Genomic DNA, 26,387 nt, shown 5'->3' with positions numbered 1-26,387 from the left:
CGGCGGCTCCACCGCGTCACCCCGGAAGGATGGAGTCAGCCCCGCTAGACGGGGCTGAACAGATCCCGGCGCTGATCAGATGCCGACGATGAGCTTCTGTCCAGGCAGGATTCGGTTGTCGTCCGGGCGCATCTTGTTGAGTTTGCGCAACTCCTCGACCGAGATTCCGTTCTGGACCGCGACGCGATAGAGCGTCTCCTGGGGCTTGACGATATGGTAGCGGGTCTGGGTTTTGGCCGGCTTGGTCTTGGTCGACGACTTGGCCACGATGGGCGCTTTGGACGCCGCCACAGGTTTGGTCTTGGGCGTCGTCTTGGCCACGGCGGTGCGGGTCGCGGCAGGCGTCGCCGCAGCGGGCCGGGTGGCGGGTTCGGTGCGCGCGACAGCGGCGGGACGCGCATAGGCCGGGGGCTGACTGGCGATCCGGCGCGTCGTCCCGGCCGGGAGCCAGACCGTGGTTCCGGCCGGCAGATGGCCGTCGCCCTTGATCACCGGGTCGCGCCAGTGCAGGTTCAGTTCAGCGAGCTGCTGCTTGGAGGTGCCGTAGTGCTGCGCCAGATGGACGGCAGGCATGCTGTTGCGCAATACGATCTTGTCGTACCTCCAGGGCTCCTCGTAACGAATCCCTTCGGGGAAATAACGTTCCGGGTGGCGGGCAACCTCGCGGGCGGCGATGAATTCGGCGTAATAGTTGCGCGAAGCGAAACCGAAGGCCGATCCCTTGTAGTGCCTGACGATACGACCGATGTCGCTTCCCTGTTGCGACTTGGCATTGGCGATGCCGCCCTGTCCGTGGTTGTAGGAGGTGATCGCCAGCGGCCAACTGCCCAGGCGTCGATGGGCTTCGGACAGATAGCGAGCAGCGCCTTCCGCCGCGATGATCGGATCGTAACGTTCGTCGATATGACCGTTGACGGTCATGTATTGCCGTCCGGTCGCCGGCATGAACTGCCAGATTCCGCTGGCGCCAGCGCTCGAGCGCGCGTTGGACTGGAAGGAGGATTCGACGTGCGGCAGATAGGCGAGATCCTCGGGCAAGCCGTACTGACGCATGATCTCGCGGAAGGTCCGATCGTAGCGGCCGCTGATCTCGACGCCGCGGCGGAACTTCTCGCGGATGCCGCGCTGGGCGCGGACGCGCTCCGAGGCCCCATAGAGCGCCGCCACCCCGCCGGCGCGATCGAATTTCGCCAGGAGCGCCTTGTCGTCGGCGGTCAGCGGCTGGTTGTTGCGCACACGCCGCTCCAGGTCGGCGAGCCGAAACCGGTAGTGATCGACGCGATCTTTCAGCCAGGATTGCTGGAGCTGGTTGTACGAGGCTTGAGTCAGTCCCGGAATCCGGGTGACTTCATAGATCACACCGAGATGCTCGTCGTCATGAATGGCGACCTCACTTCGGCTCCAGACGCCATAGACATGACGCCAGAAATCCACGTTGTCCTGGATCTCGGCTGGAACGGGGAAGGTGTGCGAGTCACCGTAGTCGCGCTGAGTCAGATGGCCTGTGTCGCCGAGCTGGGATTCGAGATTGTTGCTCGCGCAGCCGGCCATGAGCAGCAGGCTGGCGGAAACGGGTAAGGCCCAAACGAGCCTGGCGTTCAGGGCGCGTGGTCGCATTGCTGAAGATTCCCCTTGGAAATTCTTGACCCTAGAAGGGGTCTTTAGAGTTTGACATTAAGTCTTGCCCACGAAAAACCGTTTTGCAAGACGCCCCTTCGTTAATTTGATCAAAAGGGATCAAGAGCCGAGCGGGCAGAGACCGGCGGTTTCCAGCAGGGGGATGAGTCGAATCAAAGGCAGGCCGATGAGCGCAGCGGGATCGTCGCCTTCCAGGCGCTCGAAGAGCGCGATCCCGAGTCCTTCGGATTTGAAGCTGCCGGCACAGTCGTAGGGACGCTCGCGTTCGAGATAGCCTTCGATGCGCGCGCGACTGAGCACGCGGAAATGCACCCGGAATGGCTCGACCAGGGTTTGAGTCTGGCCGCTGCGCGCATCGAGCACACAGAGTCCGGTCTGGAACAGCACGCAGCGGCCCGAGGCGCGCTCCAGTTGCGCGACGGCCGTTTGATGATCGCCGGGCTTGCCGAGGATGGCGTCGTCCAGACAGGCGACCTGATCCGAGCCGATGACGAGCGCGTCCGGGTGGTTCTCGGCCACGGCGCGCGCCTTGGCCTCGGCGAGCCGCCGGACCAGATCGGCCGGCGACTCGCCGGGATGAGGACGCTCGTCGACATCCGGCGCGGCGGTGGAGAAGGGCAGGCCGAGCCGGTCGAGCAGGGCGCGCCGGTAGGGCGAGGTCGAGGCGAGGATCAGGGGGACAGGCGTCGAAGTCGGGGTCATTGCAGTGGGTTCAGTCCTTGGGTTTCTCGTGGTGCCCGCCGAACTGATAGCGCATCGCCGACAGGAGCTGATTGGCGAAATCGCCCTCACCGCGCGAGCCGAAGCGTTCGTAGAGCGCCGTGGTCAGCAGCGGGGCGGGGGTGCCGGTCTCGATTGCGGCCAGTGCCGTCCAGCGGCCTTCGCCCGAGTCCGAGACCCGGCCGCCGAATGCATCGAGCCGTGGATCTTCGTGCAGGGCATTGGCCGTCAGGTCGAGCAGCCAGGAGGCGATGACGCTGCCGCGTCGCCAGACCTCGGCGACCTCAGCGAGCGGGATATCGTACTGATAGTGCTCGGGATGGGCGAGCGGGGCGGTTTCTGCATCGCTGGCGCGGTCCTCGCGTCCGATACCGGCATGGCGCAGGAGGTTGAAGCCTTCGGCATAGGCGCCCATGAGCGCATACTCGATGCCGTTGTGGACCATTTTGACGAAATGGCCGGCGCCATTGGGTCCGCAGTGCAGATAGCCCTGTTCGGCGCGGCTCGGCGGACCGGAACGTCCGGCGGTGCGTGGGATCTCACCGGCTCCGGGCGCGAGCGCGGCGAAGATCGGGTCGAGCCGCTCGACGACATCAGGTTCGCCGCCGATCATCAGGCAGTAGCCGCGCTCCAGTCCCCAGACGCCGCCGCTGGTGCCGCAGTCGACCAGATGCAGACCCAGCGGACGCAGCCGCTCGGCGTGGACCAGATCGTCGTGATAGTGCGAGTTGCCGCCATCGATCAGGGCATCGCCCGGTTCCAGATGCGGGATCAGATCCTCGATGACGCCGCCCACGGCCGCCGCCGGCACCATCAGCCAGATATGGCGCGGCGACTCCATCCGGGCGCGGAACTCGGCCGGATCACTGATGGCGATCGCGCCCTCGTCGACCAGGGCCTGAGCCTTGGCCGGGTTGCGGTTGTAGACGACGCACTGGTGCCCGGCGCGCAGCAGGCGTCGCACCATGTTGGCGCCCATGCGCCCCAGACCGATCATGCCGATGTGCATCTCGGGTGTCCTCCGTTGGTTGTCGTTCATCCAGTCGCCGCCGGGTTCATACCGAACGCGACTCCAGCACCACCACGCCATGCGCGCCGACGGCGAATCGATCAGGGTTCTGGAGCGGATGTTGTGCCTCGGGCGGCACCACCAGTCCGCCCTCGGGGCAGGTATCGACCGCGAGACACCAGTGTCGACCGGCGATGACCGGCAGCTCGAATGTGTGTTCGACGCCATCCATGTTGAACATGACATGCAGCGGCGGCTCGTCCTCGACCTTGCCGGCCAGGGTGAAGGCCAGCACCCGGCTCGTCGGATCGTCCCAGTCGGGTTTGTCGAGCCGGGTGCCGTGCCAGGTGATGTCGGGGAGTGTCTGACCGTATTCGGGTTGGCCGGTCAGGAAGCGGTCGCGCATCAGTGCCGGGTGACGCCGGCGCAGTGCGATCATGGCGCGCACGAATTCCAGGACGTCGCGGTTGCTCTCGACCAGCCCCCAGTCGGACCAGGACAGCTCGTTGTTCTGACAATAGGTGTTGTTGTTGCCGCGCTTGGTGCGGAACACCTCGTCACCCGAGAGCAGCATGGGCACGCCCTGGCTGAGCATCAGAATACTGATGAAGTTGCGGGCCTGCCGGCGCCGCAACCGCTGGATCTCACGGTCGTCGGTCGGCCCCTCGTAGCCGCAGTTCCAGCTCAGATTGTGGTCGTGACCGTCGCGGTTGTCCTCGCCGTTGGCCTCGTTGTGCTTGTGGTCGTAGCTGACCAGATCGCACAGCGTGAAGCCGTCGTGACAGGTGACGAAGTTGATCGAGTTCATCGGCAGCCGGTGACGGCCCTCGTACATGTCGCTCGATCCGGCCAGACGGGTGGCGACCTCGGACACCAGACCGGGATCGCCGCGCACGAAGCCGCGGATGACATCACGATAGCGACCGTTCCATTCCGTCCAGCGGTATCCGGGGAAGTCGCCGACCTGATAGAGTCCGGCCGCGTCCCAGGCCTCAGCGATGATGTGGGCGCGATTGAGCGAGGGCGCAAGTTCGATCGCCCACAGCACCGGAGCATGGTACTGCGGATTGCCGTCCTCGCCGCGCGCCAGTGCGCTGGCCAGATCGAAGCGGAAGCCGTCGACGTGCATGCGCCGCACCCAGTAGAGCAGGGCGTCGATCAGGAACCGCGTCACCAGCGGATGATTGCAGTTCATGGTGTTGCCGCAGCCGGTGTAGTCGCGGTACTGGCTGCGGTCCTCGAAGTCGAGGTGATAGAAGATCTCGTTGCCGAACGCCTTGAAGCTGATGACCGGACCGCCCGCGCCGCCCTCGGCGGTGTGGTTGAAGACCACGTCCAGGATCACGCCGATCCCGGCCTTGTGGAACGCCTTGATCATGTTGCGGAACTCGTCGCGCGCCTGACCGGCGCTCACGGCGAAGCCCGGATGCGGGGCGAAGAAGCTGTGGGTGCTGTAACCCCAGTAGTTCTCCAGCCCGAGACTGGCGGTTTTGGGCGGCACGTCCTGGGCGTCGAAGGCCATGACCGGCATCAGCTCGACATGGGTGATGCCGAGTTCCTTGAGATAGGGGATCTTCTCGACGATACCGGAGAAGGTGCCCGGATGAGCCACGCCGGACGAGGGATGACGGGTGAAGCCGCCGACATGCATCTCGTAGATGACCGCCTGACTGAGCGGGATGAACAGCGGCTTGTCGTCCTCCCAGTCGTAGTCGTCGCGCAGCACCTGACCGCGAATCGCAGTTTCGACATTGTCGCCGGGGCGCGAGGCGGCGGCGCGGTCCCAGAGCCGGTCGCTGATGGTGGTGGCCCAGGGGTCGAGCAGCGCCTTTTCGACATCGAGCCGGCTTCCGGTCTCGCGCAGGTCGGCCTGGCCTTCGGCACGCCAGTTGTAGAAGGTACCCTCGGGAAGATTCTCGACGAAGACGTGCCAGAAGAAAAAGGTGCGGTTGACGCGCGGGTCGAGCTGGATCACCTCATAGGGGTCCGGACTCTCCTCGCACTCGAACAGCAGCAATTGCATGCGCTCGGCATAGCGCGACAGTACACAGAAATTGACGCCGCCTTCCATGACCGTGGCTCCCGCCGTCTCCCAACTGCCTGGTCGGACACGGTACCTCAGTGGCCTCATCGGCGGTCACTCCCCCAATCGAGCGGATTCGCTTATTTCAACATCGCCGGAACCAGCAGATAGCCGATCAGGGTTCCGACCAGGGTGCCGAGAATGGCTCCCAACAGAATTCCATACCATCTCATGTCGCCAACCTCTCTTGCCTCGTCCGAAGCCCGCGTATTGTGCGACCCTTTCGGTTCGACCGACAAGCGCCCGTGACCTGAAATCATGAAGGAGTACACCAAACGGCCTGAATCGAGCCTGGGCTTTTGTGCACGGGCCAGCGCTGTTAGAGTCGGCACTCCAGATTCATACCGAATTGCCAGCAATCCGCGATCCAATGAGCCAATCCATGAATGCGCCAGATTCCAACTCCGTTAGTCTAGATCTTTTCGCGCTGCCCGCCGACGAGCGTTATGCCTATTTCATCCGCGAGGCCATCGCGCGTGATGGGGTCTGGGCGCTCCAGGGGCCGGGTGGATTCGTGGCGTTTCGCGATGAGGATGAGCGAGACTGCTTTCCGTTCTGGCCCAGTCCCGAGTTGGCGGCGGCCGTGGCCAACGACGACTGGGCCGACTGCCGGCCCGAGCCGCTGGAGCTGGAGGTCTTCATGGAGCGCTGGCTCAAGGGCATGGCGCGCGATGAGCGTCTGGCGTCGGTCTTTCCGGCTCCGGACGGCACCGGCATCGTGGTCGAGCCGCTCGAACTGTATGAGGATCTGAGTCAGCTCAAGGCGCCTTAGTCGACTCGCGCCGGATCTCATCGAGGATCGCCATGGCGCGATCCAGGGTTTCAAATGCGGTGTGGAAGTGAGGCGAGAAGCGAAGGCCGCCGCCACGCTGGGCGCAGAGTACGCGCCGCGCCATGAGCGACTGATAGAGCCGCGCGGACGACTCGCCCGGCACGCGGAAGGTGACGATTCCGGCGCGTCGCTCGGGATCGCGGGGCGTGAGTAATTCGAATCCGCGTGCATCGATCAGGGCGATGAGGTGCTCGGTGCGAGCCTGAAGCCGGCGCCAGATCTCGTCCATCCCGATCTCGGCCAGCAGCGAGAGACTGGCCTCCAGCGCGTGCGTCCCGAGCAGATTGGGACTGCCGCACTCGAAGCGGCGCGCGTCCCTGGCGGGTGTCCAGTCGGTGTGGTCGAAGTCGCCCGAATGCTCGACCATGTGCCAGCCGAACTGACGGAGCCGTAGGCGTTCGCGCTGTTCGGGCCGGACATAGAGCAGCGCCAGCCCTTCGGGACCGAGCATCCACTTGTGCCCGTCGGCGACGACGAAATCGGCCTGAAAGCGCTTCAGATCGAAGGGCAGGGCGCCGAGACCCTGGATGGCATCCACGCACAGCAGGACGCCCTTGGCCCGGCACCAGGCCCCAAGCCGTTCCAGATCCAGCCGCAGACCCGAGGCATACTGCACCCAGCTCACGGCGATCATCCGCGTCGAATCGTCGCACAGCGCGATCAGATCCGCTTCGGGATCGCTGGAGCCGGCCAGATCCAATGCGCGCCAAGTCACACCCTGATCGGCCAGCGACTCCCAAACCACGCGGTTGGAGGGAAACTCCTGGGCGATGCCGACGATGCTGTCCCCCGGCGTCCAGGGCAGACCGTGCGCGATGACCGACAGCGCCTCCGACGTGTTCTTGGCCAGCGCGATGTCGGCGGCCTGATCGGCGCCGATCAGCCAGGCCAGACGCTCGCGCAGACGCTGCTCGACGGCGAGCCAGGCTGGATAGTCGAGCGACCCCTGGCGCGCGTTCGCCTCGGCGAAGCGCGTCACCGCCGCCACCGCGCGCTGCGGCCAGGGGCCGACAGCGGCGTGGTTCAGATGGCAGACGCCGGGATCGAGTGGGAACTCGTCGCTCATTCGGCAGCGCTGTCGGCTGGTGCGGCCGCCGGTGCCGGACTCGGCGTCGGTTCAGCCGGTTTGGGTGCAGGAGCACTTGCCTCCACCGCCGGCGCGGCGGGCGGCGGCGTCGGGGCGGGGGCTTCCTGAATCTCTGGTGCCGGCCGGGTGGCGGCCGAAGGCGTTGTCGGTTCAGCGCGCTGTGCCGGCTCGGGTGTACTGGTCGGTGCCGTTGACGGGCCGGTTCCACTGGCCGCCGGCTGGGGCTCGGCCGCCGGTGCCGCATCCTCGATGATCGATGGTCGCGGCTCAGCGGGAGTGGCTTCAGCCGACACGGGCTTGGCCGTCTCGGGTGCTGGAGCGTTCGTCCGTTCGGACGACTGTGCCGACGCACTCTCAACCGGTGCCGTAGCCGTAGTATCGGCATCGAGGGCCGGCTCGCGCATCCGCGTCTCGCGCGCGTTCGTGGTATCGATGGCCTGGGTCGCCGGTGTCGCCTCATCCTTGGCCACTGCATGCGTCTCGCGCCTCTCGCTGCTAGCGGCGTCCTGGGGCTTGGTCGTCGTATCGGCCGCACTCGGCGCTGTCTGAGCGACCTGTTGGGCTTTTTGGGCCTCGGCAGCGCGCTTCTGCTCGGCGATCCGTCGCGCCTCGGCGCGACGCGCGGCATTGGCACGCTGTTTGGCGACGTAATCACCGTAGCTCGGTCCCTTGCCCTCGATGGTCACGGGTGTCCCATTCGACACGTGACGGAACAACACGGGCGCGATCTTGGTCGGCATCCGGATGCAGCCATGCGAGGCGGGCTGCCCCGGATTGGGGATCGGCCCGGCGTGCAGGCCCACGCCGTCGTCGGTCAGACGCATGAAGAAGGGCATGTGCGCGCCCTCGAAGCGTCCGCCATCCGGGATCGGATCGCGTCCGACCTTGACGCTGGAGCGCAGGACACGCCCGCCCTTGCCATAGACCTTGCCGTAGAGATTCGAGCGCTTGTTCTCGACCTTCTCCGTCACCTGGAAACGGCCGGTCGGAGTCGGATACTTGGGCAGTCCGGTCGCAACCGTGCTCCAGCCGATCTCTTCGTCGCCCGAATAGAAGCGGGCTTTCTGCTCATTGGTGTTGACGACGATGCGCGTGACCTTACGTCCATCGCCCTTCCACTCATAGAGCGGCCCCGACAGCTTCTTGTCTTGTTCCGGCGGCGTCTCGGTCGCGGCTAACGGATCGGCCCCCGGAGGCGTGGCCGCTCCTGCCGACTCCTCGGCGGCGACGGACTCGGCCGGCGGTGCGTCCTTTTTGGTGTTGAAACGTGCGAATCCATCGCACCCCACCAGCCCGAGCACGATGAGTGAGCTGACGCCGGTCTTGAACGAAGCCGACGTAAAGGCGAGGATCTTGGAGTTGGTCATGGGGCAGTGATTTCCCGAGCCTCGATGGGCACAGTCATTTTTGAATTGTAGATAGGGTATTAGCATAGCGCGACCGGATTTCGAGGGCACGTCTCGAAAGCCCGCGAATTGCTGTATGAACGGCCTTCGGGCGCGAAGCCATGAACAAAAACCGGTGCTCATGGTATCGTTTCCGCCTTTAGATGCGCCTGTGGCGCGAATTCTCCCAGCGCCTGGCCAAAGATCCACGCCGCTCGCCGCCGCGCCGTCCACGCGCTCGACTTCTCTAGCCGTGAGTTTCCATGACTGATTCCAATGCTCTGATCCGCGAGCGCCTCGCGCGTTCCATCCTCATTCTCGACGGCGCCATGGGCACCATGATCCAGCGCCACGGTCTGACCGAGGCCGATTATCGCGGCGCGCGCTTCGCCGACTGGCCGAGCGACCTCAAGGGCAACAACGATCTGCTGGTACTCACGCGCCCGGACGTGATCGGCGGCATCCATCGCGCCTATCTGGAGGCCGGCGCCGACATCGTCGAGACCAACAGCTTCAACGCCACGCGCATCGCCATGGCCGATTACGGCATGGAAGACCTCGCCTATGAGATCAACGTCGCCGCTGCTCGGCTGGCACTCGCGGCGGCCGATGACTACTCGACGCCCGAGAAGCCGCGTTTCGTCGCTGGCGTGCTCGGGCCGACCAACCGCACCGCCTCCATCTCACCCGACGTCAATGATCCGGGCGCGCGCAACGTCGACTTCGATACCCTGGTCGCGGCCTATGCCGAGTCCACGCGCGGTCTGATCGAGGGCGGCGCGGATCTGATCCTGATCGAGACCATTTTCGACACCCTGAACGCCAAGGCGGCGATCTTTGCGGTCAAGCAGGTGTTCGACGAGGATGGCGTCGAACGCCCCACCATGATCTCGGGCACCATCACCGATCAATCGGGCCGGACGCTGACCGGTCAGACCACCGAGGCGTTCTACAACGCGCTGCGTCATGCCGAGCCGATCAGCATCGGGCTGAACTGCGCACTCGGTCCTTTCGAACTGCGCCAGTATGTCGAAGAGCTGGCGCGCATCAGCGAGACCCATGTCTCGGCCCATCCCAACGCCGGCCTACCGAACGAACTCGGCGGCTATGATCTCGGTCCCGACGAGATGGCCGAAGAGATCGCCGAGTGGGCGCGGAGCGGCTTTCTCAACATCGTCGGCGGCTGCTGCGGCACCACGCCCGATCATATCCGCGCCATCGCCCAGGCCGTCGCCGGTATCGCCCCGCGCGCCCGGCCCGAGATCGCCCCGGCCTGCCGGCTCTCGGGGCTGGAACCCTGCAACATCGACGCCGGCTCCTTCTTCGTCAATGTCGGCGAGCGCACCAATGTCACAGGCTCGGCGCGCTTCCGGCGGCTGATCAAGGAGGGCGATTACGACACCGCGCTCAGCGTCGCTCAGGAGCAGGTCGAGAACGGCGCGCAGGTCATCGACGTCAACATGGACGAGGGGCTGCTGGATGCGGTCGCGGCCATGAAGCGCTTCCTCAATCTGGTCGCCGCCGAGCCTGAGATCGCCCGGGTGCCGGTGATGATCGACTCCTCCAAGTGGGAGGTGATCGAGACCGGACTGAAATGCGTCCAGGGCAAGCCGATCGTCAACTCCATCTCGATCAAGGAGGGTGAGGAGAAGTTTCTCCAACAGGCGCGACTGTGCCGACGCTATGGCGCAGCGGTCATCGTCATGGCCTTCGACGAGGCGGGGCAGGCCGACACCCAGGCGCGCAAGATCGAGATCTGCACCCGGGCCTACCGGTTGCTGACCGAGCAGGTCGGCTTTCCGCCCGAGGACATCATCTTCGACCCCAACATCTTCGCGGTCGCCACCGGCATCGAAGAGCACGACAACTACGCGGTCGATTTCATCGAGGCCACGCGCGAGATCAAGCGCACCCTGCCGCACGCCCTGGTCTCGGGCGGTGTGTCCAACGTCTCCTTCTCCTTCCGCGGCAACGATCCGGTGCGCGAGGCCATCCACGCGGTCTTTCTCTACCATGCGGTCAAGGCCGGCATGGACATGGGCATCGTCAACGCCGGTCAGCTCGCCATCTACGACGATCTGCCCGAAGAGTTGCGCGAGGCGGTCGAGGACGTGATCCTCAACCGGCGTCCGGACGGCACCGAGCGGCTGCTCGATCTGGCCCCCAAGTACAAGGGCGACGGCGGTGGGGTCGAGAACAAGGCCGATCTGGAATGGCGCGGCTGGCCGGTCGAGAAGCGCATCGAACATGCGCTCATCAAGGGCATCACCGACTTCATCGACGAGGACACCGAGGCGGCGCGTCAGGCGCTCGGGCGTCCGCTGGAGGTGATCGAAGGCCCGCTGATGCGGGGCATGAACATCGTCGGCGACCTGTTCGGCGAGGGCAAGATGTTCCTGCCGCAGGTGGTGAAATCGGCACGCGTGATGAAGAAGGCCGTGGCCTATCTCCAGCCTTTCCTCGAAGCCGAGAAGGCCGAGAGCGGCGCCGTGGCGAGCAGCAACGGCAAATTCCTCATCGCCACGGTCAAGGGCGACGTGCACGACATCGGCAAGAACATCGTCGCCGTGGTCTTGCAGTGCAACAGCTATGAGGTCATCGACCTTGGGGTCATGGTGCCGACCGAGACCATCCTCCAGCGCGCGCGCGAGGTCGGCGCGGATGTGATCGGACTCTCGGGGCTGATCACGCCGTCACTGGATGAGATGGTGCATGTGGCCAAGGAGATGCAGCGCCAGGGCATGAATGTGCCCCTGCTGATCGGCGGGGCCACGACCTCGAAGCTGCATACCGCGCTCAAGATTGCGCCGCAGCGTGAGGCGCCGGTCATCTATGTGCCGGATGCCTCGCGTGCCGTGGGCGTGGTCTCCAGTCTGCTGAGCGAGACCCAGCGTCCGGGCTATGTGGCCGCCATCGCCGAAGAGTACGAGCGGTTGCGTGTCGAACGTGAGGGGCGTTCGACGACCCGCAAGTCGGTGTCGATCGCCGAGGCGCGTGCCAACCGGTTGGCGCTCGACTGGGCGGGCTATGAGCCGCCGAAGCCCGCGCTGCTCGATGCAGGTTTCAGCGACACGGCGTCCTGGTCGCTCAGGCTGGAACGCACGGGCGAGACGGTGATTGCCACGCTCGATGATTTTCCGCTCGACGATCTGGTCCGAACCATCGACTGGCTGCCCTTCTTCCGCGCCTGGGAGCTGGCGCATAAGCACTTCCCCGGCATTCTCGACGACGCGGTCATCGGCGAGGAAGCGCGCAAGCTCTATGCCGATGCCCAGGCGTTTCTGGAGCGGCTGGTCAGCGAACGCTGGCTCCAGGCGCGTGCGGTGCTGGGTTTCTTTCCGGCCAATGGGGTCGGAGCCGATGACATCGCGCTCTACCGCGACGAGGCGCGCACCCAACCGCTGGCGACCCTGCACAACCTGCGCCAGCAGATGCCGCGCGATGGCGGGCGCAATCAGGCCAACTTCTGTCTCTCCGACTTCATCGCCCCGGCCGAGAGCGGGCGCCCCGACTGGATCGGAGCCTTCGCCGTCACCGCCGGGGTGGGGATCGAGGAACATCTGGCGCGCTTCGAGGCCGATCACGACGACTACAGCGCCATCATGCTCAAGGCGCTCGCCGACCGGCTCGCCGAGTCCTTCGCCGAACGGCTGCATCAACTGGTGCGCACCCGTTACTGGGGTTATGCGGCGGGCGAGACGTTGAGCAACGATGAACTCATCGCCGAGAAATATCAGGGCATCCGCCCGGCGCCCGGCTATGCCGCCTGCCCGGATCACACAGAGAAGGGAATACTCTGGTCGCTGCTGGAGCCCGATCAGCGCATCGGCCTTACGCTCACCGAGAACTATGCCATGTGGCCCACGGCGGCGGTTTCGGGCTGGTATTTCGCCCATCCAGAGGCGCGTTATTTCGGCGTCGGGCGCATCCAGCGCGATCAGGTCGAGGACTATGCCCAACGCAAAGGCATGACGCTCGCCGAGGCTGAACGCTGGCTGGCGCCGGTGCTGGGCTACGAAGCCTGAAGCTCGCCCTGGAGGCGTGAAAGCGGCACGCGAATTACTCGAACACGCCGGGTTCAAACCATGAACGCTATGACCTATCGCGGGTATGCCGCACGCATCGAATACGACGCCGATGATCGGATCTTTGTTGGGCGACTGGCGGGAATCAAGGACATCGCCGTGTTCCACGGAACCACCGTCGATGAGTTGGAAACGGCCTTCCATGAAACCGTCGATCATTATTTGGAGGTCAGTGCACACACCGGACGCCCGGCACAAAAACCCTACTCGGGTCGCGTGCTGCTACGCCTCGATCCGGAAACCCATGCCGCGATGGCGGTGGCCGCCGAGCTGTCCGGAGTCAGTCTCAACCAATGGGCGGTCAGCACGCTGAAGGAGGCGGTACAGCATTAATGTTGCGTCCCATACGATGGTATGGATCTGGCCATCCGCTTCCCACAAGCGGCTGGATCATGCCTTGAAGTCACTTGGGGAAAAACGGCTCGACAGCCAATCGTGTTCGCTCCCTGTGCCCCCCCTTCCTGGAAACCAAGAGCGCTTTACTGTAGGATGTTGACCAATTCGCTGATTTATTAGCGCGAAGGTCATCTCCGCGGACGAACGGATCGGTCATCGGCGACCGATCCGTACTCACCGCGTCCAGAGTGAATCGAGACTGCACTTGCTCGGGTCGTCGGCGGCCGTGGATGTCTTCGCGACAGACTCAGGAGAGTGCCATGTGTGGTTTCTGCGGAGAAATCCGCTTCGATGATGTCCCCGTCGATCTCGACGCCATGAGCGCCTCGATGCAGCCGCGCGGCCCCGACGGGCACGGCGTCTGGCAGCAGGGACGGGCGGCACTGGCGCATCGGCGTCTGTCGATCATCGATCTGAGCACCCATGCCGCCCAACCCATGGTCGACAGCGAACTCGGTCTGTCGATCGCCTTCAACGGCTGCATCTACAACTATCAATCCCTGCGCGATGAACTGAGCGCCAGGGGCTATCGCTTCTTCTCGCACGGCGACACCGAAGTGGTGCTCAAAGCGTTCCATGCCTGGGGCGCGGACTGTGTCGAGCGTTTCCATGGCATGTTCGCCTTCGCCATCGTCGAGCGCGATTCGGGCCGGCTGACGCTGGCGCGCGACCGGCTCGGCATCAAGCCGCTCTATTACGCCGAGGTCGCCGGCGGTCTGCGCTTTGCCTCGACGCTACCGGCGTTGCTCGCCGGCGGTGGCCTTAACACCGACCTCGACCCGGTGGCCCTGCATCACTACATGCACTTCCATGCCGTGGTGCCGGCGCCCTATACCATCCTTGCCGGGGTGCGTAAGCTCCCGCCCGCGACCCTCCGCGTCATCGAACCCGACGGACGCCACCGCGACCGGATCTATTGGGAGCCGGTGTTCGAGCCGCGCCCAGAAGAACGCGGTCTGAGCTTCGCGGACTGGCAGGAACGGATTCTGGCGAGTCTGCGCACAGCGGTCGCCCGCCGTCTGGTGGCCGACGTCGATGTCGGGGTGCTGCTCTCGGGCGGGCTGGATTCGAGCCTGATCGTCGGCCTGCTCGCCGAACAGGGGCAACAGGGACTCAACACCTTCTCGGTCGGATTCGAGACGGTCGGCGACGAGGTCGGCGATGAGTTCCAGTATTCGGACATCATCGCCCGTCACTATGGCACCACGCACCATAAGATCCAGGTCGACTCGGCGGCGCGTCTGCTGCCCGAGCTGCCCAACTGCGTGCGTGCCATGTCCGAACCCATGGTCAGCCATGACGCCATCGGTTTCTATCTGCTCTCGCACGAGGTCTCCAAACACGTCAAGGTAGTGCAGAGCGGGCAGGGCGCCGATGAGGTGTTCGCCGGCTATCACTGGTATCCGCCGCTGGTCGGCAGTCGTGATCCGGCCGCCGACTATGCGCGCGCCTTCTGCGACCGCGATCAGGACGAATACCGGCGCGCGGTCGATCCGCGTTTCCACGGCGAGGACCACAGCCGCGCCTTCATCGCCGCGCACTTCGCCCGTCCCGGCGCCGCGGCTCCGGTCGACAAGGCGCTGCGTCTGGATCAGCAGATCATGCTGGTCGACGATCCGGTCAAGCGCGTCGACAACATGACCATGGCCTGGGGCCTGGAAGCGCGCGTGCCCTTCCTCGATCACGAGCTGGTCGAGCTGGCCGCACGGATGCCGGACGCGCACAAGCTGCACGACGACGGCAAGGGTGTACTCAAGGCGATCGGGCGGCGGATCATCCCGAGCGAGGTCATCGACCGGCCCAAGGGCTATTTCCCCGTGCCGGCGCTCAAGTATCCGCGCGGCCCGGTGCTGGAGATGATGCGCGATCTGCTGCATTCCGCTCCGGCGCGCGCCCGCGGTCTGTTCCAGTCCGACTATGTCGAGACCCTGCTCGCCGCGCCCGAAGCGCACATCACCCCGCTGCGCGGCTCCAAACTCTGGCAGGTCGCGCTTCTGGAGCTGTGGTTGCAGCAGCAGGGTTTGTGATCGAGCCGTTCACCGATCCCTCGGACACCGACAGGATTAGGGTGCCTCAATGAGTCTCAAAGACCGCTTCAACCATCGGCTCGAACGCAGTCGCGCCCCGTCGCTCAAGAACTGGGACCGGCGTCCGCGTGCCGATCTCTCGGTCGCGCCCTCGGGCGTGGCCGTCGACTGCGGCTGGGGCCGGTTGCTGTTCGGCCAGACCTTCACCGATCCCGAGTCGCTGGCGCGGGCCTTACAGGAAGAGCATCCGGGCAAGCGGGACGTGGCGCTCTATCTCAATGATCCGCATGTGGTGCTCTCCTATGCGCCCCAGGATCTGTTTCTCGATCCCTCGCATACCTTCCGGCTCTGGTTCGAGCGCTATCAGTCCTGCGCGCGTCGGCCCAAGGGTTTCCATATCCGGCTGCTCAACAGCCTCGCCGACGCCGAGGCGATCCAGCGTCTGTATATCGCCCATCACATGGTGCCGCCGGGCGCGGCGTTCGTCTGGAACCAGCGCACCTCCAAGGTGCTGAGCTACTGGGTCGCGGAGGACAGCCAGGACGGCCGTCTGCTGGGCGTGGTCAATGGGGTCGATCACGCTGCCGCCTTCCAGGACCCGGAGAACGGCGCCAGTCTCTGGGCGCTGGCCGTCGACCCGCAGGCGCCCTATCCGGGCATCGGCGAGGCGCTGGTGCGTCAGGTCGTCGAATACCATCAGGCGCGCGGTCGGGCCTTTCTGGATCTGTCGGTGATGCACGACAACAGCAATGCCATCCGGCTCTATCGCAAGCTCGGCTTCGAGCGCATCCCGGCCTTCGCGCTCAAGAACAAGAACGCTTTCAACGAACCCCTGTTCATCGGCCGCCAGCCCGAGGCTGATCTCAACCCCTATGCCACCATCATCGTCGACGAGGCCCGCCGGCGCGGGATCGGGGTCGAGGTCATCGATGCCGAAGCGGGCTATTTCGCGCTCATGCTCGGCGGGCGGCGCATCCTCTGTCGCGAGAGTCTGAGCGAACTGACCAGCGCCATCGCCATGAGCCGCTGTGACGACAAGGCCATCACCCAGCGCGTGCTCAAGCGCGCCGGTCTGCGGGTGCCGGAGCAGATCCGCTATCAGGCGCTCGATCAGGCCGAGGCCTTTCTGTCGCGTTTCGGGCGGGTGGTGGTCAAGCCGGCGCGCGGCGAGCAGGGAGCGGGGATCAGTGTCGACGTGCGCGACCCCGAGACGCTGGAGACGGCGATCGCGGCGGCGCGCAAGGTCTGCGAGGTGGTGATCCTGGAAGAATTCGTCGAGGGCGAGGATCTGCGTATCGTCGTCATCGACTTCAGGGTCGTGGCCGCCGCCATCCGCCGTCCGGCCCAGGTGGTCGGCACCGGACGCCACAGCATCCGCGATCTGATCCAGGCGCGCAGTCGGCGCCGACGCGCGGCGACCGGCGGCGAGAGTTCGATTCCGCTCGATGCCGAGACCGAGCGTTGTGTGCGTCAGGCCGGCTACGGGATGAAGGACGTTCTGCCCGAGGGCGAGGCGCTCCAAGTGCGCAAGACCGCCAACCTGCACACCGGCGGCACCATCCACGACGTCACCGCCGATCTCGATCCGGCACTCGCCGAGGCGGCCTGTGCGGCGGCGCGGGCGCTCGACATCCCCGTGACCGGGCTGGACTTCCTCGTCCCCGACGTGCGCGGGAGCGACTATGTCATCATCGAGGCCAACGAGCGCCCCGGTCTGGCCAATCACGAGCCGCAACCGACCGCCGAACGCTTCGTCGATCTGCTGTTTCCACGCACGGCCATGCGGGAGGGACTGGTATGAAACTGCCAACCATCGATACCGGGTATCTGGTCGAGACCCTGCTAAAACTGCTGTTCACGCCCAGCCCATCCGGCTATACCGACCGGGTCGTGCATCTGGTCTGCCAGCGTCTGGAGCAGCTCGGCGTGCCCTTCGAACTGACCCGGCGCGGGGCGATCCGCGCCACGCTCGAAGGCAAGGTCTCGCAGCCGGATCGGGCCGTTGTCGCCCATATCGATACGCTCGGGGCCATGGTCAAGGCGCTCAAGGACAACGGACGGTTGCAACTGGTGCCGGTCGGACACTGGAACGCGCGATTCGCCGAGGGTGCGCGGGCGACGCTCTTCACCGACACCGGGCAGTGGCGCGGCACCATCCTGCCGCTCAAGGCGTCCGGGCACACCTTCGCGCCCGAGATCGACAACCAGCCAGGCGGCTGGGACTATGTCGAGTTCCGGATCGACGCCCGCGTCCATAAGCTCGAAGATCTGCTGCGGCTCGGCGTCCATGTCGGCGACTTCCTGGCCATCGACACCACGCCCGAGATCACCGACACCGGCTTCATCAACTCACGCCATCTCGACGACAAGGCCGGCGCGGCGGTGCTGCTGGCGGCGATCGAGGCCGTGCGGCGCGAGGGACTGGAACTGCCGGTCGACTGCCATCCGCTGTTCACCATCTCGGAGGAGGTCGGCTCGGGGGCCTCGGCGGCACTGCATCAGGACGTCGCCGAAATGCTCACCATCGACAACGGCACCTCGGCGCCCGGCCAGAACTCCAGCGAGTTCGGCGTGACCATCGCCATGGCCGACCAGAGCGGCCCCTTCGATTATCACCTGACCCATCGTCTGATCCAGCTCTGTCAGGAGTTCGCCATCCCGCATCAGCGCGATGTCTTCAAGTACTACCGCTCCGACAGTGCGGCGGCGCTGGAGGCGGGCAACGACGTGCGCACCGCGCTCATCACCTTCGGTGTGGACGCCTCGCATGGCTACGAGCGCATCCATCTCGACGCGCTCGAATCGCTCGCCCGTCTGGTCGCGGTCTATATGCAGGGGCCGCCGCTGTTCAGTCGTGACCGGCTCGGCATCGGGCCGCTGACCGGGTTTCCGATCCAGCCGGGTTGACCCGGCGTGCGACAAGCCCGCCCTTCAGGGCGTGGAAGAATAGAGTCCCCTTGCGGGGACTTGCAAAGCGCCGCTAGACTGTCCAGGCTCTCTGAGCCTACGGCCGGGCAGGCCGAAAGTAACGCTTGCGGAGAGAATGTGAGACCTGAGGGAATGCGCGGCTGCGGCACATACCGCGTAAGACTCCCCGCTGTGTGGGCGCCATGCACTCCTCATCGAGCACGCTAAGCAGGTCTGTCGAAATCGGTCGTGCATCCTGAACCGTGTCGTGCCGCCAGATCCTGCCGGTCGATGCTTGAACATCCCCCCCGAGAATCACGTCCCAGGAAGGCGGCTGACATGCCCCGAGTCGATACCGAAATCTTTTATGGCAGCGCGCTCGACACCCACGGCGAGACGGCCGAGGGCGTGCAGTGGAATTCGACCGAGACCCAGGAAGTCCGCTTCCGGGTGCTGCGCTCCTTTCTGCCGCCGGATCTGTCCCGGTTGACCCTGGCCGACGCCGGCTGCGGCTTCGGCGATCTCTTCGCCTATCTGGAGCGCACCGGCGACCGGCCGAAGCGCTATATCGGGCTCGATGTCATGCCCCCCATGGTCGAGGCCGCGCGCCGGCGCACCGGCTGCGAGATCCATGTCCTCGACATCCTCGACGAGGACAGCGTGCTGCCCGAGGCCGATGTCTATCTCTGTAGCGGGGCCATGAACACCTTCACCCGCGAGGAGACGCGGCGCTTCATCGAGCGCTGTCTGGAGGCGAGCCGTCACGGCTTCGTCTTCAACCTGCTCAAGGGCTGGGACACCTCGCCGATCTACAACCTCTATCAGCCGCGCGAGATCAAGCATCTGGCCCAGGCGCTGGAGGTCGACTATCAGATTCATGAAGGCTATCTGGCCGGCGATTTCAGCGCCGCGTTCTGGAAGGTTCCGTTCGGCGTGCGCGCGCCGGGATAGCCTCCACATCCGTCTTTTTTCTCATTCACGCCGAAGGAATCATCGATGCTAGACCCACGTTCGTTGCGCACCGAACTCGATCAGGTCGCCGAGCAACTGGCCCGGCGCGGTCTGGTGCTCGACACCGCGCGGATCGAGTCCCTGGAGACCGAGCGCAAGGCGCTTCAGATCCAGGTTCAGGAACTCCAGAACACGCGCAACACGCGCTCCAAGTCGATCGGGCGCGCCAAGGCGGCCGGCGAGGACATCGCGCCGCTGCTGGCCGAGGTCGCCGATCTGGGCGACCAGCTCAAGGCGGCCGAGTCGCGGTTGAGCGCGATCCAGGACGAGCTGACCGACATCAGTCTGAGCCTGCCCAATCTGCCGGCCGCCGAGGTTCCGGACGGGCGCGACGAGTCCGACAACCGCGAGGAACGCCGCTGGGGCACGCCGCCGGCATTCGACTTCGACCCCAAGGATCATGTCGACCTTGGGGCGCGCAACGGCTGGATGGACTTCGATCTGGCGGCCAAGGTGACGGGGTCGCGCTTCGTCACGCTCTCCGGCCCCATGGCGCGGCTGCATCGGGCGCTGATCCAGTTCATGCTCGACGTGCATACCGGCGAGCACGGCTATACCGAGACCTATGTGCCCTATCTGGTCAATGCCGACAGTCTGCGCGGCACCGGCCAGTTGCCCAAGTTCGAGGCCGATCTGTTCAAGGTGCCGGGCGAGCGCGATTTCTATCTGATCCCGACCGCTGAAGTGCCTGTGACCAATCTGGCGCGCGATCTGATCCTGGAGGCCGACAGTCTGCCGCGCAAATGGGTGGCGCATACGCCGTGCTTCCGCAGCGAGGCCGGTTCCTACGGCAAGGACACGCGCGGCATGATCCGTCAGCATCAGTTCGAGAAGGTCGAGCTGGTGCAGATCGTGCGGCCCGAGGATGGGGCGCAGGCGCTGGAGGCGCTGACCGGGCATGCCGAGTCGATTCTGCAACGGCTGGGGCTGGCCTATCGGGTCGTGACTCTGTGCACGGGCGATCTGGGGTTCTCGGCGCGCAAGACCTATGATCTGGAAGTCTGGCTGCCGGGGCAGGGCGCTTATCGCGAGATTTCTTCGTGCAGCCATTTCGGGGACTTCCAGGCGCGTCGGCTCCAGGCCCGCTGGCGCAATCCCGAGACCGGCAAGCCGGAGTTGGTGCATACGCTCAATGGCTCGGGGCTGGCGGTCGGGCGGACCCTGGTCGCGGTGCTGGAGAACTATCAGCAGGCCGATGGGAGTGTGGTCATTCCCGAGGTGTTGCGGCCTTATATGGGTGGGATCGAGCGGCTGTCTTAGCCTGGATTGTGAATACCTGGCGAGCTAGATGGAATCTGTCTAGCTCGCCAGACCGACTTTCTGTCTAATTAACTGTTAGTGCTCAAATCCAAATAAATAGGCGATTTCATGTCCTCAGCTACACTTTCGATTCGCTCGTTGCCCACAAGGTACGAACCGCTGACAAACGTGTTTGGCCAGAAGGCCAAGGCCACGTTTATAGAGTCAGCGTCGGATATCGAATTTGCTAAGAGACTGATTTCTTCGGCGGAGAGCGCACAACAGGGCAAGATTGCCTTCATCAGCGCGGCTAGTGGTTCCGGGAAAAGTACTTTCGTTCACGGTCTAGAAATATTTCTTGCAGACAAAGTCGATCATGTGGAACGAATTCCGGAGCAGCACGAACTTCCCGTAGAACAAATTCCTGGGTATATCGCTAAGATTCCCCGAAAAGGAAAAATTACCATCCTTAACTTCGACGGTAGAGAATCACCGTACTTCGACCAAGCACAATACCAAACGTTCTTGGGATCGCTCAATGGGGTTCTACGGCAACGCCCCGATCTGGTAATTCTTTGGCCGGTTACTGATCCAGAGTTCGCAGAAAGGCTCATCGGGATCCTGAAAAAAGTCGGCGGAAACAGCGCTTTCGGCATTTCCCCAATACATGCACTAAAGGGGCCAGATAAGGGGCAGTTTTCGGCTGTACTCGAAAAAATACTTCAAGTGGCAAATTGGCGCTTAGATGATGCAGCAATATCAACCACAGAAGTAGAAGCGTTGATTGCAAAGAACGATAGCATAGGAGCTTTTCTTGACGCGCTTCAGTCTCTTATCACGGAGCGCTTTGATGTAGGGTCGTTCGGTATCACATTTCCTATGCTTGTAATTACCATCTCATCGGGGGCGCCGAATATTCGAGAAGTCTGCCGCTCTCTACGCAGAGCGGACAGCTACTACATAGAAGCATCACGTCTACTTATGTACACAAGAAGATCAAATGTTTCGGAGTGGTGGCAGAACAGATCTACCCACCTGAAGTCCGCTTTGCCTCATGTGATTGCGCTCTTTAATGCGCAGCTCGCGTCAATCTCCGCCAGCTGTCTTGTTCATGCCATAGCACAGCACGGTAAAAAAGATCTTAAAGATCTAACTTCTGGGGTGCGAGCTGACAAAGGCAATGCAAAGCGAGTTATGGCCTCATCAGAACTCTACAAATTTCTACGTAATGAGCCTTTGGATAACCGAGAGTACGGCTCTAGCGTGAGTCCAGAAACGTATCAATCTTTCGACAAGATCCAAGCAGTCTCAGAAAGTCGCCACAGAAGCATAAATCAAGCCGTGATGTCGCTGGCTTTAGATGCAGGAGCAGAAGTGCCGCAACTGGATTATGAGAAGACCCTAGTAAAGGGCCTGCAGACCGACGTAACGTATACGAGCGACCGTGGGCTGATCGCGTTAGAGTTTCATCACAAAGCAACGAGTGAATCTAATCAGAATAAGATAGCAATCTACGTTCTGGAAAAACTGAAGGAGTACGCAATCAACTACGGGCTGGCAGACCGCTAGCGAGCACTAACTCAAGCGTTATGCGAAACAATGACCCCGTAAAACGACCCTCTCGATTTTATGATTTTCACGAAATTTTCCCCATGAGAGAGCTTCTTCAAGAGCGCTTGGACGTCACGAACAAAAGCAGATCAAATATTTTCAACTGGCGAGGCCAATTTACGCCACAGTTCGTTGATTACATCTTGGAGGAGTTTGCTACAAACGCTTCTGCGGTAATTGATCCTTTTTGCGGTTCAGGAACTGTTTTGCTGGAAGCGGCTTCGCGCAATATCGCTGGCTTCGGAATTGAGTTGAATCCTGCTGCATACGCAATGGCAAAGTTTTCTACATTAGCTTTATTGGATCTTCGTCAGCGTTTGGAACTTTCCCGGCAAATTGAATCTCACATCAACTCGACTGTTCGGACGTTTGGTGGTCTGCCGCTATGGAATGAGTCCTCGGATTACAGAGCAAAGGCAGCTAATCTCTTGAATTTCGCGAGAACCTTGCTAGATAAAAGCGAGACGAAGAAGCAAACCCTTCTTTCGACGCTCTTGCTTTTTGAAGCAGAGTCAACTCGCTGTGGCGATCTACTTCCAGTGATCCGCAGGAGCCACCAGAAACTCACCGAGCAACTTGTTGGTCTTCCTCGTCTTGCAGTATCTCCGCAGATATTTCTCTGTGACGCTCGACTCGCAGCGAAGGTTGTTCCTGTAGAGTGCGATTTTCTCCTGACAAGTCCGCCTTACATTAATGTATTCAACTATCATCAGAACCATCGCGCAATTGTTGAGTTATTAGGATTTGATATTCTGAGTGTGGCGAGGTGCGAGATAGGTTCAAATCGAAAAAATCGGGGCAATCGGTTCAGAACCGTAGTTCAGTATTGCCTTGAAATGGAGCGCGCCCTCACTGCCTTCAATCAAATTTTAAAAAATAGTGGCTACGCTATTATGATTCTAGGGAGAGAGTCAAATGTCCGGGGCGTTCCATTTAAGAATGGCGAGCTTGTGTACCGTATCGCAACAGAAGGCGGTCTATTCGCCTTGGAGTCCCAGCATGAGCGCTCCTTTACTAATCGATTCGGTACCAACATCGTCGAAGATATTCTTGTTTTCCGAAAAGCAGAAACAGCAACTGCCTCAAATGTTGCGCGGACTATAGCTGGTGATGCATTACAAGAAGGGCTGAGAGTGGCAGAAAAGAAGGTTGTCAGGGATATCGAAGATGCCATCAACAACCTTGACCAGATTCCAGAATCCCCTATCCAAGACAGAACACCAATACTTTAAATTATGGCAAACACACCTCATAAAGAGAAGCTCGAGGCAGCAATTCGTAATCCAAAATGCGGCCAAGAAGATCGCAATTTATTGCAGCAAGCAATTCAGTACTACGAGCAGTGGATTGCCAATACTACTGCGCTCACATCCGAAGGCGCTGAGCGTGTACGCGAGATGACGGCGCATCTGAATGAATATAAAGATCGACTCGAAGTAGAGCTGATCGCGCAGAATGGCTCGGCCTTTATCAAAAGGCAAAAGGGTCAGCTCAAGCTCGATAACTCAGTTCTTGAAGAGTTTCTTATTCATCTAATCCATCCGGCGATTATTCCCGGTCTGCCCGAGAATTTAGAATTAAATGTAGGGCCAACTCGCGCATTTATGTCGCTTTCCTTTAATCCTTCTGGCGTTGCTGCGCTTGGCGAAAAGCCAAGCGTCGTGGTCAAGGTCAAGGATCAGGATTTTATTCTCGGCAAAGAGATTTACTACAAATTCTCCCCAGACCACGATTTCCCGGATTCTACGACGGCATCTGGAGTTATTCCCCTCGCTGTTCTTGCCGCTGAATGCAAGGTTAACCTCGACAAGACCATGTTTCAGGAGGCTTCCGGGACTGCCGCACGGTTGAAGCAGGGTTGCCCACATGCGCAGTATTTTGTCCTGAACGAGTATTTGGACATGTCACCTGAAGATTGCCGATTAACTGCTGTTGATAACGTTTATCTTCTCCGCCACGCAAAGAGATTGCCGTTTAATCTTCGGAACGACTACGATGCTGTGCGTCGTCAAAGGGATGCTCATCCAATCGACCCGGCTGTAATTCTGCGATTCGTCGAAAACATTGACGCCTTCGTAAATGCGGTTTGGTATGATCCAAACGCTGCACTTGAGCGGGGGTCTTTCGTCTAAGCAAGAACCACATAACAAGGCGCTGCACCGGAAGGCAATTCCGCAGTGCTCTATTGCCGCCAGTAAGCTCATCGTCAGGCATGCAATGCTCTCCAGATTGACTGAGAACATGAAATTCAGCGAACTGGTTCGACTCTTGGAGAAAAACGGATTCCATCTCGTCAAGCAGAAGAGATCAATCCGATACTACACAAGGGTCGGCTGGGACAACGTCGTTCGTGTTGATTTTTATGATGCAAAAGAAGTCCCTACTGGTACTTGTCGTTCGCTCCTGAAAACGGCTGGTATAGATCAATAAGGTGATCTGATGATCGATTTGCCCTATTCTCTCGTTATCGAAGCAACAGATGAGCCTGACTTTTTTACCTTTTATTCGCTTGACTTACCTGGTTTCTCGGGTGTGGCACACTCGGTCGAGGGCGCCATTTATCATGGCTAATTCGGTTATGGCAGAGCATATAGCGGTTTTATCAGAAACAAATCGCCCAGTGCCTCCAATAACAAGCAACCCAACAATTCTGATACAGAATACTCACAATTCGGAACAGGCCGCCTGAGTCTTTGATATCGCGCTGATTCAGACGGCCCTGTCGCCCTGGTCATCCGTCAACCGTATACACAATAAGTAAAAAACCGAAGGTTACGAGGATGCGTTTTTTCAATACCGAGGGTCCGGTCCGGCCCGAGGATCATTACCTCCTGCCTCCGCTGCAACGCTGGGATCTGGACGAGGTGCTGACCCTGATCGAGCAGAAGAAATACTTTCTGCTCCATGCCCCGCGCCAGACGGGCAAGACCTCCTGTCTGCTGGCGCTGGTGGAACATCTCAATCGCGAGGGGCGCTATCGGGCGGTCTATGCCAATCTCGAAACGGCCCAGGCCGCGCGCGAGGACGTCGCGCTGGCCATGGCCGACATCGTGCAAACGATCGCCGACGAAGCCCAGCGCCAGACGGGCGCCTCGGGACTCGACGCCCTCGCGCGCGAGGTGCTGGCGCTCAACGCCCCGACTCGCGCACTGCGGGCCTTTCTCAACCAATGGTGCGAACGCTCCCCGCAACCAGTGGCGCTCTTGCTCGACGAGGTCGACGCCCTGGTGGGCGATACCCTGGTCTCACTGCTGCGCCAATTGCGGGCCGGTTATCCGCAACGCCCCCAAGCCTTCCCCAGCACCCTGGTTCTCTGCGGCGTGCGCGACCTGCGCGACTACCGCATTCACGCCAGTTCCGAGTCCGAACCCATCACCGGCGGCAGCGCCTTCAACATCAAAGCCAAATCGCTGCGTCTGGGAGATTTCTCGTCCGATGAAGTCATGGCGTTGCTCGACGAGCACACCAAAGAGACGGGGCAGGTCTTCACCGCTGAGGCCAGGGATCGAATCTGGACCCTGACCCTGGGGCAGCCCTGGCTGGTCAACGCCCTCGCGTATGAAAGCTGCTTCGATATACCCGAAGGCCGCGACCGAACCCGCCCCATCGATATCGCCCTGATCGATCGGGCCAAGGAGAACCTCATCCAGCGCCGCGTCACCCATCTCGACCAACTGGCCGACAAGCTGCGCGAACCCAGAGTGCGCCGCATCATCGAACCCATGCTGGCCGGGACGGCACTGGGCGAGATACCGGTCGACGAACGTGATTACCTGATCGACCTGGGTCTGCTGCGTCGCACCGGCGGTAGCGGACTGGAAGTGGCCAATCCCATCTATCGCGAGGTGCTGCCGCGCACGCTCGCCGGCGGACCCCAGGACTCGCTGCCCCAGATCAGCCCGAGTTGGCTCACGCCGACGGGCGACCTCGATCCCGAGGCGCTGCTCGACGCCTTCCTCGCCTTCTGGCGCCGGCACGGCGAAGCCATGCTCGGTAGCGCGCCCTATCACGAGATCGCCCCGCATCTGGTGCTCATGGCCTTCTTGCAACGGGTGGTCAATGGCGAGGGCGCGCTGGAGCGCGAATACGCCATCGGGCGCGGACGCATGGATCTATGTCTGCGCTACCGGGCCGTGACGCTGGGGATCGAGATCAAGGTCTGGCGCCCAAGCGCGTCCGATCCGCTGCCTGACGGGTTGGTGCAACTGGATGCCTATCTCGCCGGTTTGGGAGTGGATCGCGGCTGGCTGGTGATCTTCGACCGTCGTCCGGGGCTGGCGCCGTTGGCCGAGCGACTCAGGGTCGACGAAACCACGAGTCCGTCCGGGCGCCGGGTGTGCGTGGTGCGAGCCTGACT

General features: G+C 62.4%; 19 protein-coding genes. 13 read left to right on the top strand and 6 right to left on the bottom strand.

The window, feature by feature from the left end:
• Positions 1 to 75 precede the first annotated feature (75 nt).
• From ALVIN_RS08075 to glgX, 4 genes are all read right to left on the bottom strand, one after another.
• Complete coding sequence (locus ALVIN_RS08075; protein ID WP_012970836.1) at positions 76 to 1,617, bottom strand: lytic transglycosylase domain-containing protein; 1,542 nt, start codon at positions 1,615 to 1,617, stop codon at positions 76 to 78.
• A gap of 120 nt (positions 1,618 to 1,737) precedes the next feature.
• Entirely contained in the window at positions 1,738 to 2,340 is a 603-nt protein-coding gene (locus ALVIN_RS08070; protein WP_012970835.1) for a Maf family protein, read from the bottom strand.
• Positions 2,341 to 2,350: 10 nt separating this feature from the next.
• Positions 2,351 to 3,367, bottom strand: a complete 1,017-nt coding sequence (gene gnd / locus ALVIN_RS08065; RefSeq protein ID WP_012970834.1) for a phosphogluconate dehydrogenase (NAD(+)-dependent, decarboxylating) — start codon at positions 3,365 to 3,367, stop codon at positions 2,351 to 2,353.
• 46 nt (positions 3,368 to 3,413) lie between these two features.
• Complete coding sequence (gene glgX / locus ALVIN_RS08060) at positions 3,414 to 5,498, bottom strand: glycogen debranching protein GlgX (protein ID WP_012970833.1); 2,085 nt, start codon at positions 5,496 to 5,498, stop codon at positions 3,414 to 3,416.
• 334 nt (positions 5,499 to 5,832) lie between these two features.
• Between glgX and ALVIN_RS08050 the strand changes: the two genes are divergently transcribed.
• On the top strand, positions 5,833 to 6,222 hold the full coding sequence (locus ALVIN_RS08050; protein WP_012970831.1) for a DUF2750 domain-containing protein: 390 nt from the start codon (positions 5,833 to 5,835) through the stop codon (positions 6,220 to 6,222).
• On the opposite strand, the gene ALVIN_RS08045 is transcribed toward ALVIN_RS08050, so the two are convergent.
• Positions 6,209 to 7,348 carry an aminotransferase class V-fold PLP-dependent enzyme gene (locus ALVIN_RS08045; RefSeq protein ID WP_012970830.1) on the bottom strand — a complete coding sequence of 380 codons (1,140 nt, stop codon included), beginning with the start codon at positions 7,346 to 7,348 and terminating at the stop codon, positions 6,209 to 6,211. The two genes, ALVIN_RS08050 and ALVIN_RS08045, sit on opposite strands and share 14 nt — an antisense overlap.
• Complete coding sequence (locus ALVIN_RS18160; protein WP_012970829.1) at positions 7,345 to 8,736, bottom strand: L,D-transpeptidase family protein; 1,392 nt, start codon at positions 8,734 to 8,736, stop codon at positions 7,345 to 7,347. Before ALVIN_RS18160 ends, ALVIN_RS08045 begins: the two co-directional genes overlap by 4 nt.
• A 281-nt stretch (positions 8,737 to 9,017) precedes the next feature.
• On the opposite strand from ALVIN_RS18160, the gene metH reads away from it, so the two are divergent.
• The 12 genes from metH (at position 9,018) to ALVIN_RS07980 (ending at position 26,385) form a co-directional block, all read left to right on the top strand.
• The gene (metH, locus tag ALVIN_RS08035) at positions 9,018 to 12,779 is read left to right on the top strand and encodes a methionine synthase (RefSeq protein ID WP_012970828.1); all 3,762 of its coding nucleotides are present in this window, start codon (positions 9,018 to 9,020) and stop codon (positions 12,777 to 12,779) included.
• 60 nt (positions 12,780 to 12,839) lie between these two features.
• On the top strand, positions 12,840 to 13,172 hold the full coding sequence (locus tag ALVIN_RS08030) for a type II toxin-antitoxin system HicB family antitoxin (protein ID WP_012970827.1): 333 nt from the start codon (positions 12,840 to 12,842) through the stop codon (positions 13,170 to 13,172).
• Between the two features lie 323 nt (positions 13,173 to 13,495).
• The gene (locus tag ALVIN_RS08025) at positions 13,496 to 15,262 is read left to right on the top strand and encodes an N-acetylglutaminylglutamine amidotransferase (protein WP_012970826.1); all 1,767 of its coding nucleotides are present in this window, start codon (positions 13,496 to 13,498) and stop codon (positions 15,260 to 15,262) included.
• 49 nt (positions 15,263 to 15,311) lie between these two features.
• On the top strand, positions 15,312 to 17,063 hold the full coding sequence (gene ngg, locus ALVIN_RS08020; RefSeq protein ID WP_012970825.1) for an N-acetylglutaminylglutamine synthetase: 1,752 nt from the start codon (positions 15,312 to 15,314) through the stop codon (positions 17,061 to 17,063).
• Positions 17,060 to 18,169 carry an osmoprotectant NAGGN system M42 family peptidase gene (locus tag ALVIN_RS08015; RefSeq protein ID WP_012970824.1) on the top strand — a complete coding sequence of 370 codons (1,110 nt, stop codon included), beginning with the start codon at positions 17,060 to 17,062 and terminating at the stop codon, positions 18,167 to 18,169. Before ngg ends, ALVIN_RS08015 begins: the two co-directional genes overlap by 4 nt.
• Before the next feature lie 339 nt (positions 18,170 to 18,508).
• Positions 18,509 to 19,120, top strand: coding sequence for a class I SAM-dependent methyltransferase (locus tag ALVIN_RS08010; RefSeq protein ID WP_012970823.1), 612 nt, complete (start codon positions 18,509 to 18,511; stop codon positions 19,118 to 19,120).
• Between the two features lie 45 nt (positions 19,121 to 19,165).
• Positions 19,166 to 20,440 carry a serine--tRNA ligase gene (serS, locus tag ALVIN_RS08005; RefSeq protein ID WP_012970822.1) on the top strand — a complete coding sequence of 425 codons (1,275 nt, stop codon included), beginning with the start codon at positions 19,166 to 19,168 and terminating at the stop codon, positions 20,438 to 20,440.
• Positions 20,441 to 20,608: 168 nt separating this feature from the next.
• The gene (locus ALVIN_RS17555) at positions 20,609 to 21,988 is read left to right on the top strand and encodes a hypothetical protein (RefSeq protein ID WP_148217477.1); all 1,380 of its coding nucleotides are present in this window, start codon (positions 20,609 to 20,611) and stop codon (positions 21,986 to 21,988) included.
• Between the two features lie 83 nt (positions 21,989 to 22,071).
• On the top strand, positions 22,072 to 23,262 hold the full coding sequence (locus ALVIN_RS17055; RefSeq protein ID WP_012970820.1) for a DNA methyltransferase: 1,191 nt from the start codon (positions 22,072 to 22,074) through the stop codon (positions 23,260 to 23,262).
• 3 nt (positions 23,263 to 23,265) lie between these two features.
• A complete protein-coding gene (locus ALVIN_RS07990; RefSeq protein ID WP_012970819.1) occupies positions 23,266 to 24,162 on the top strand; it encodes a Bpu10I family restriction endonuclease in 897 nt (298 codons plus the stop codon).
• Positions 24,110 to 24,460, top strand: coding sequence for a type II toxin-antitoxin system HicA family toxin (locus tag ALVIN_RS18210; RefSeq protein WP_317623694.1), 351 nt, complete (start codon positions 24,110 to 24,112; stop codon positions 24,458 to 24,460). The genes ALVIN_RS07990 and ALVIN_RS18210 overlap by 53 nt, the downstream gene beginning before the upstream one ends.
• 350 nt (positions 24,461 to 24,810) lie before the next feature.
• A complete protein-coding gene (locus ALVIN_RS07980; protein WP_012970817.1) occupies positions 24,811 to 26,385 on the top strand; it encodes an AAA family ATPase in 1,575 nt (524 codons plus the stop codon).
• Positions 26,386 to 26,387 lie beyond the last annotated feature (2 nt).

This window comes from Allochromatium vinosum DSM 180, assembly GCF_000025485.1.
Lineage (GTDB): Bacteria > Pseudomonadota > Gammaproteobacteria > Chromatiales > Chromatiaceae > Thermochromatium > Thermochromatium vinosum.
Note: the sequence above shows the minus strand (reverse complement) of the source record. Positions and strands in the feature narration are given on the sequence as shown.

What these genes read in the sequence shown, in the direction of transcription:
- glgX (WP_012970833.1), bottom strand. Translation starts at nt 5,498, where the DNA reads ATGAGGCCACTGAGGTACCGTGTCCGACCAGGCAGTTGGGAGACGGCG.
- ALVIN_RS08070 (WP_012970835.1), bottom strand. Translation starts at nt 2,340, where the DNA reads ATGACCCCGACTTCGACGCCTGTCCCCCTGATCCTCGCCTCGACCTCG.
- ALVIN_RS08025 (WP_012970826.1), top strand. Translation starts at nt 13,496, where the DNA reads ATGTGTGGTTTCTGCGGAGAAATCCGCTTCGATGATGTCCCCGTCGAT.
- ngg (WP_012970825.1), top strand. Translation starts at nt 15,312, where the DNA reads ATGAGTCTCAAAGACCGCTTCAACCATCGGCTCGAACGCAGTCGCGCC.
- ALVIN_RS18210 (WP_317623694.1), top strand. Translation starts at nt 24,110, where the DNA reads ATGCGGTTTGGTATGATCCAAACGCTGCACTTGAGCGGGGGTCTTTCG.
- ALVIN_RS08045 (WP_012970830.1), bottom strand. Translation starts at nt 7,348, where the DNA reads ATGAGCGACGAGTTCCCACTCGATCCCGGCGTCTGCCATCTGAACCAC.
- gnd (WP_012970834.1), bottom strand. Translation starts at nt 3,367, where the DNA reads ATGCACATCGGCATGATCGGTCTGGGGCGCATGGGCGCCAACATGGTG.
- serS (WP_012970822.1), top strand. Translation starts at nt 19,166, where the DNA reads ATGCTAGACCCACGTTCGTTGCGCACCGAACTCGATCAGGTCGCCGAG.
- ALVIN_RS08075 (WP_012970836.1), bottom strand. Translation starts at nt 1,617, where the DNA reads ATGCGACCACGCGCCCTGAACGCCAGGCTCGTTTGGGCCTTACCCGTT.
- ALVIN_RS17055 (WP_012970820.1), top strand. Translation starts at nt 22,072, where the DNA reads ATGAGAGAGCTTCTTCAAGAGCGCTTGGACGTCACGAACAAAAGCAGA.
- ALVIN_RS18160 (WP_012970829.1), bottom strand. Translation starts at nt 8,736, where the DNA reads ATGACCAACTCCAAGATCCTCGCCTTTACGTCGGCTTCGTTCAAGACC.
- ALVIN_RS08010 (WP_012970823.1), top strand. Translation starts at nt 18,509, where the DNA reads ATGCCCCGAGTCGATACCGAAATCTTTTATGGCAGCGCGCTCGACACC.
- ALVIN_RS07990 (WP_012970819.1), top strand. Translation starts at nt 23,266, where the DNA reads ATGGCAAACACACCTCATAAAGAGAAGCTCGAGGCAGCAATTCGTAAT.
- ALVIN_RS08015 (WP_012970824.1), top strand. Translation starts at nt 17,060, where the DNA reads ATGAAACTGCCAACCATCGATACCGGGTATCTGGTCGAGACCCTGCTA.
- ALVIN_RS08030 (WP_012970827.1), top strand. Translation starts at nt 12,840, where the DNA reads ATGAACGCTATGACCTATCGCGGGTATGCCGCACGCATCGAATACGAC.
- metH (WP_012970828.1), top strand. Translation starts at nt 9,018, where the DNA reads ATGACTGATTCCAATGCTCTGATCCGCGAGCGCCTCGCGCGTTCCATC.
- ALVIN_RS08050 (WP_012970831.1), top strand. Translation starts at nt 5,833, where the DNA reads ATGAATGCGCCAGATTCCAACTCCGTTAGTCTAGATCTTTTCGCGCTG.
- ALVIN_RS07980 (WP_012970817.1), top strand. Translation starts at nt 24,811, where the DNA reads ATGCGTTTTTTCAATACCGAGGGTCCGGTCCGGCCCGAGGATCATTAC.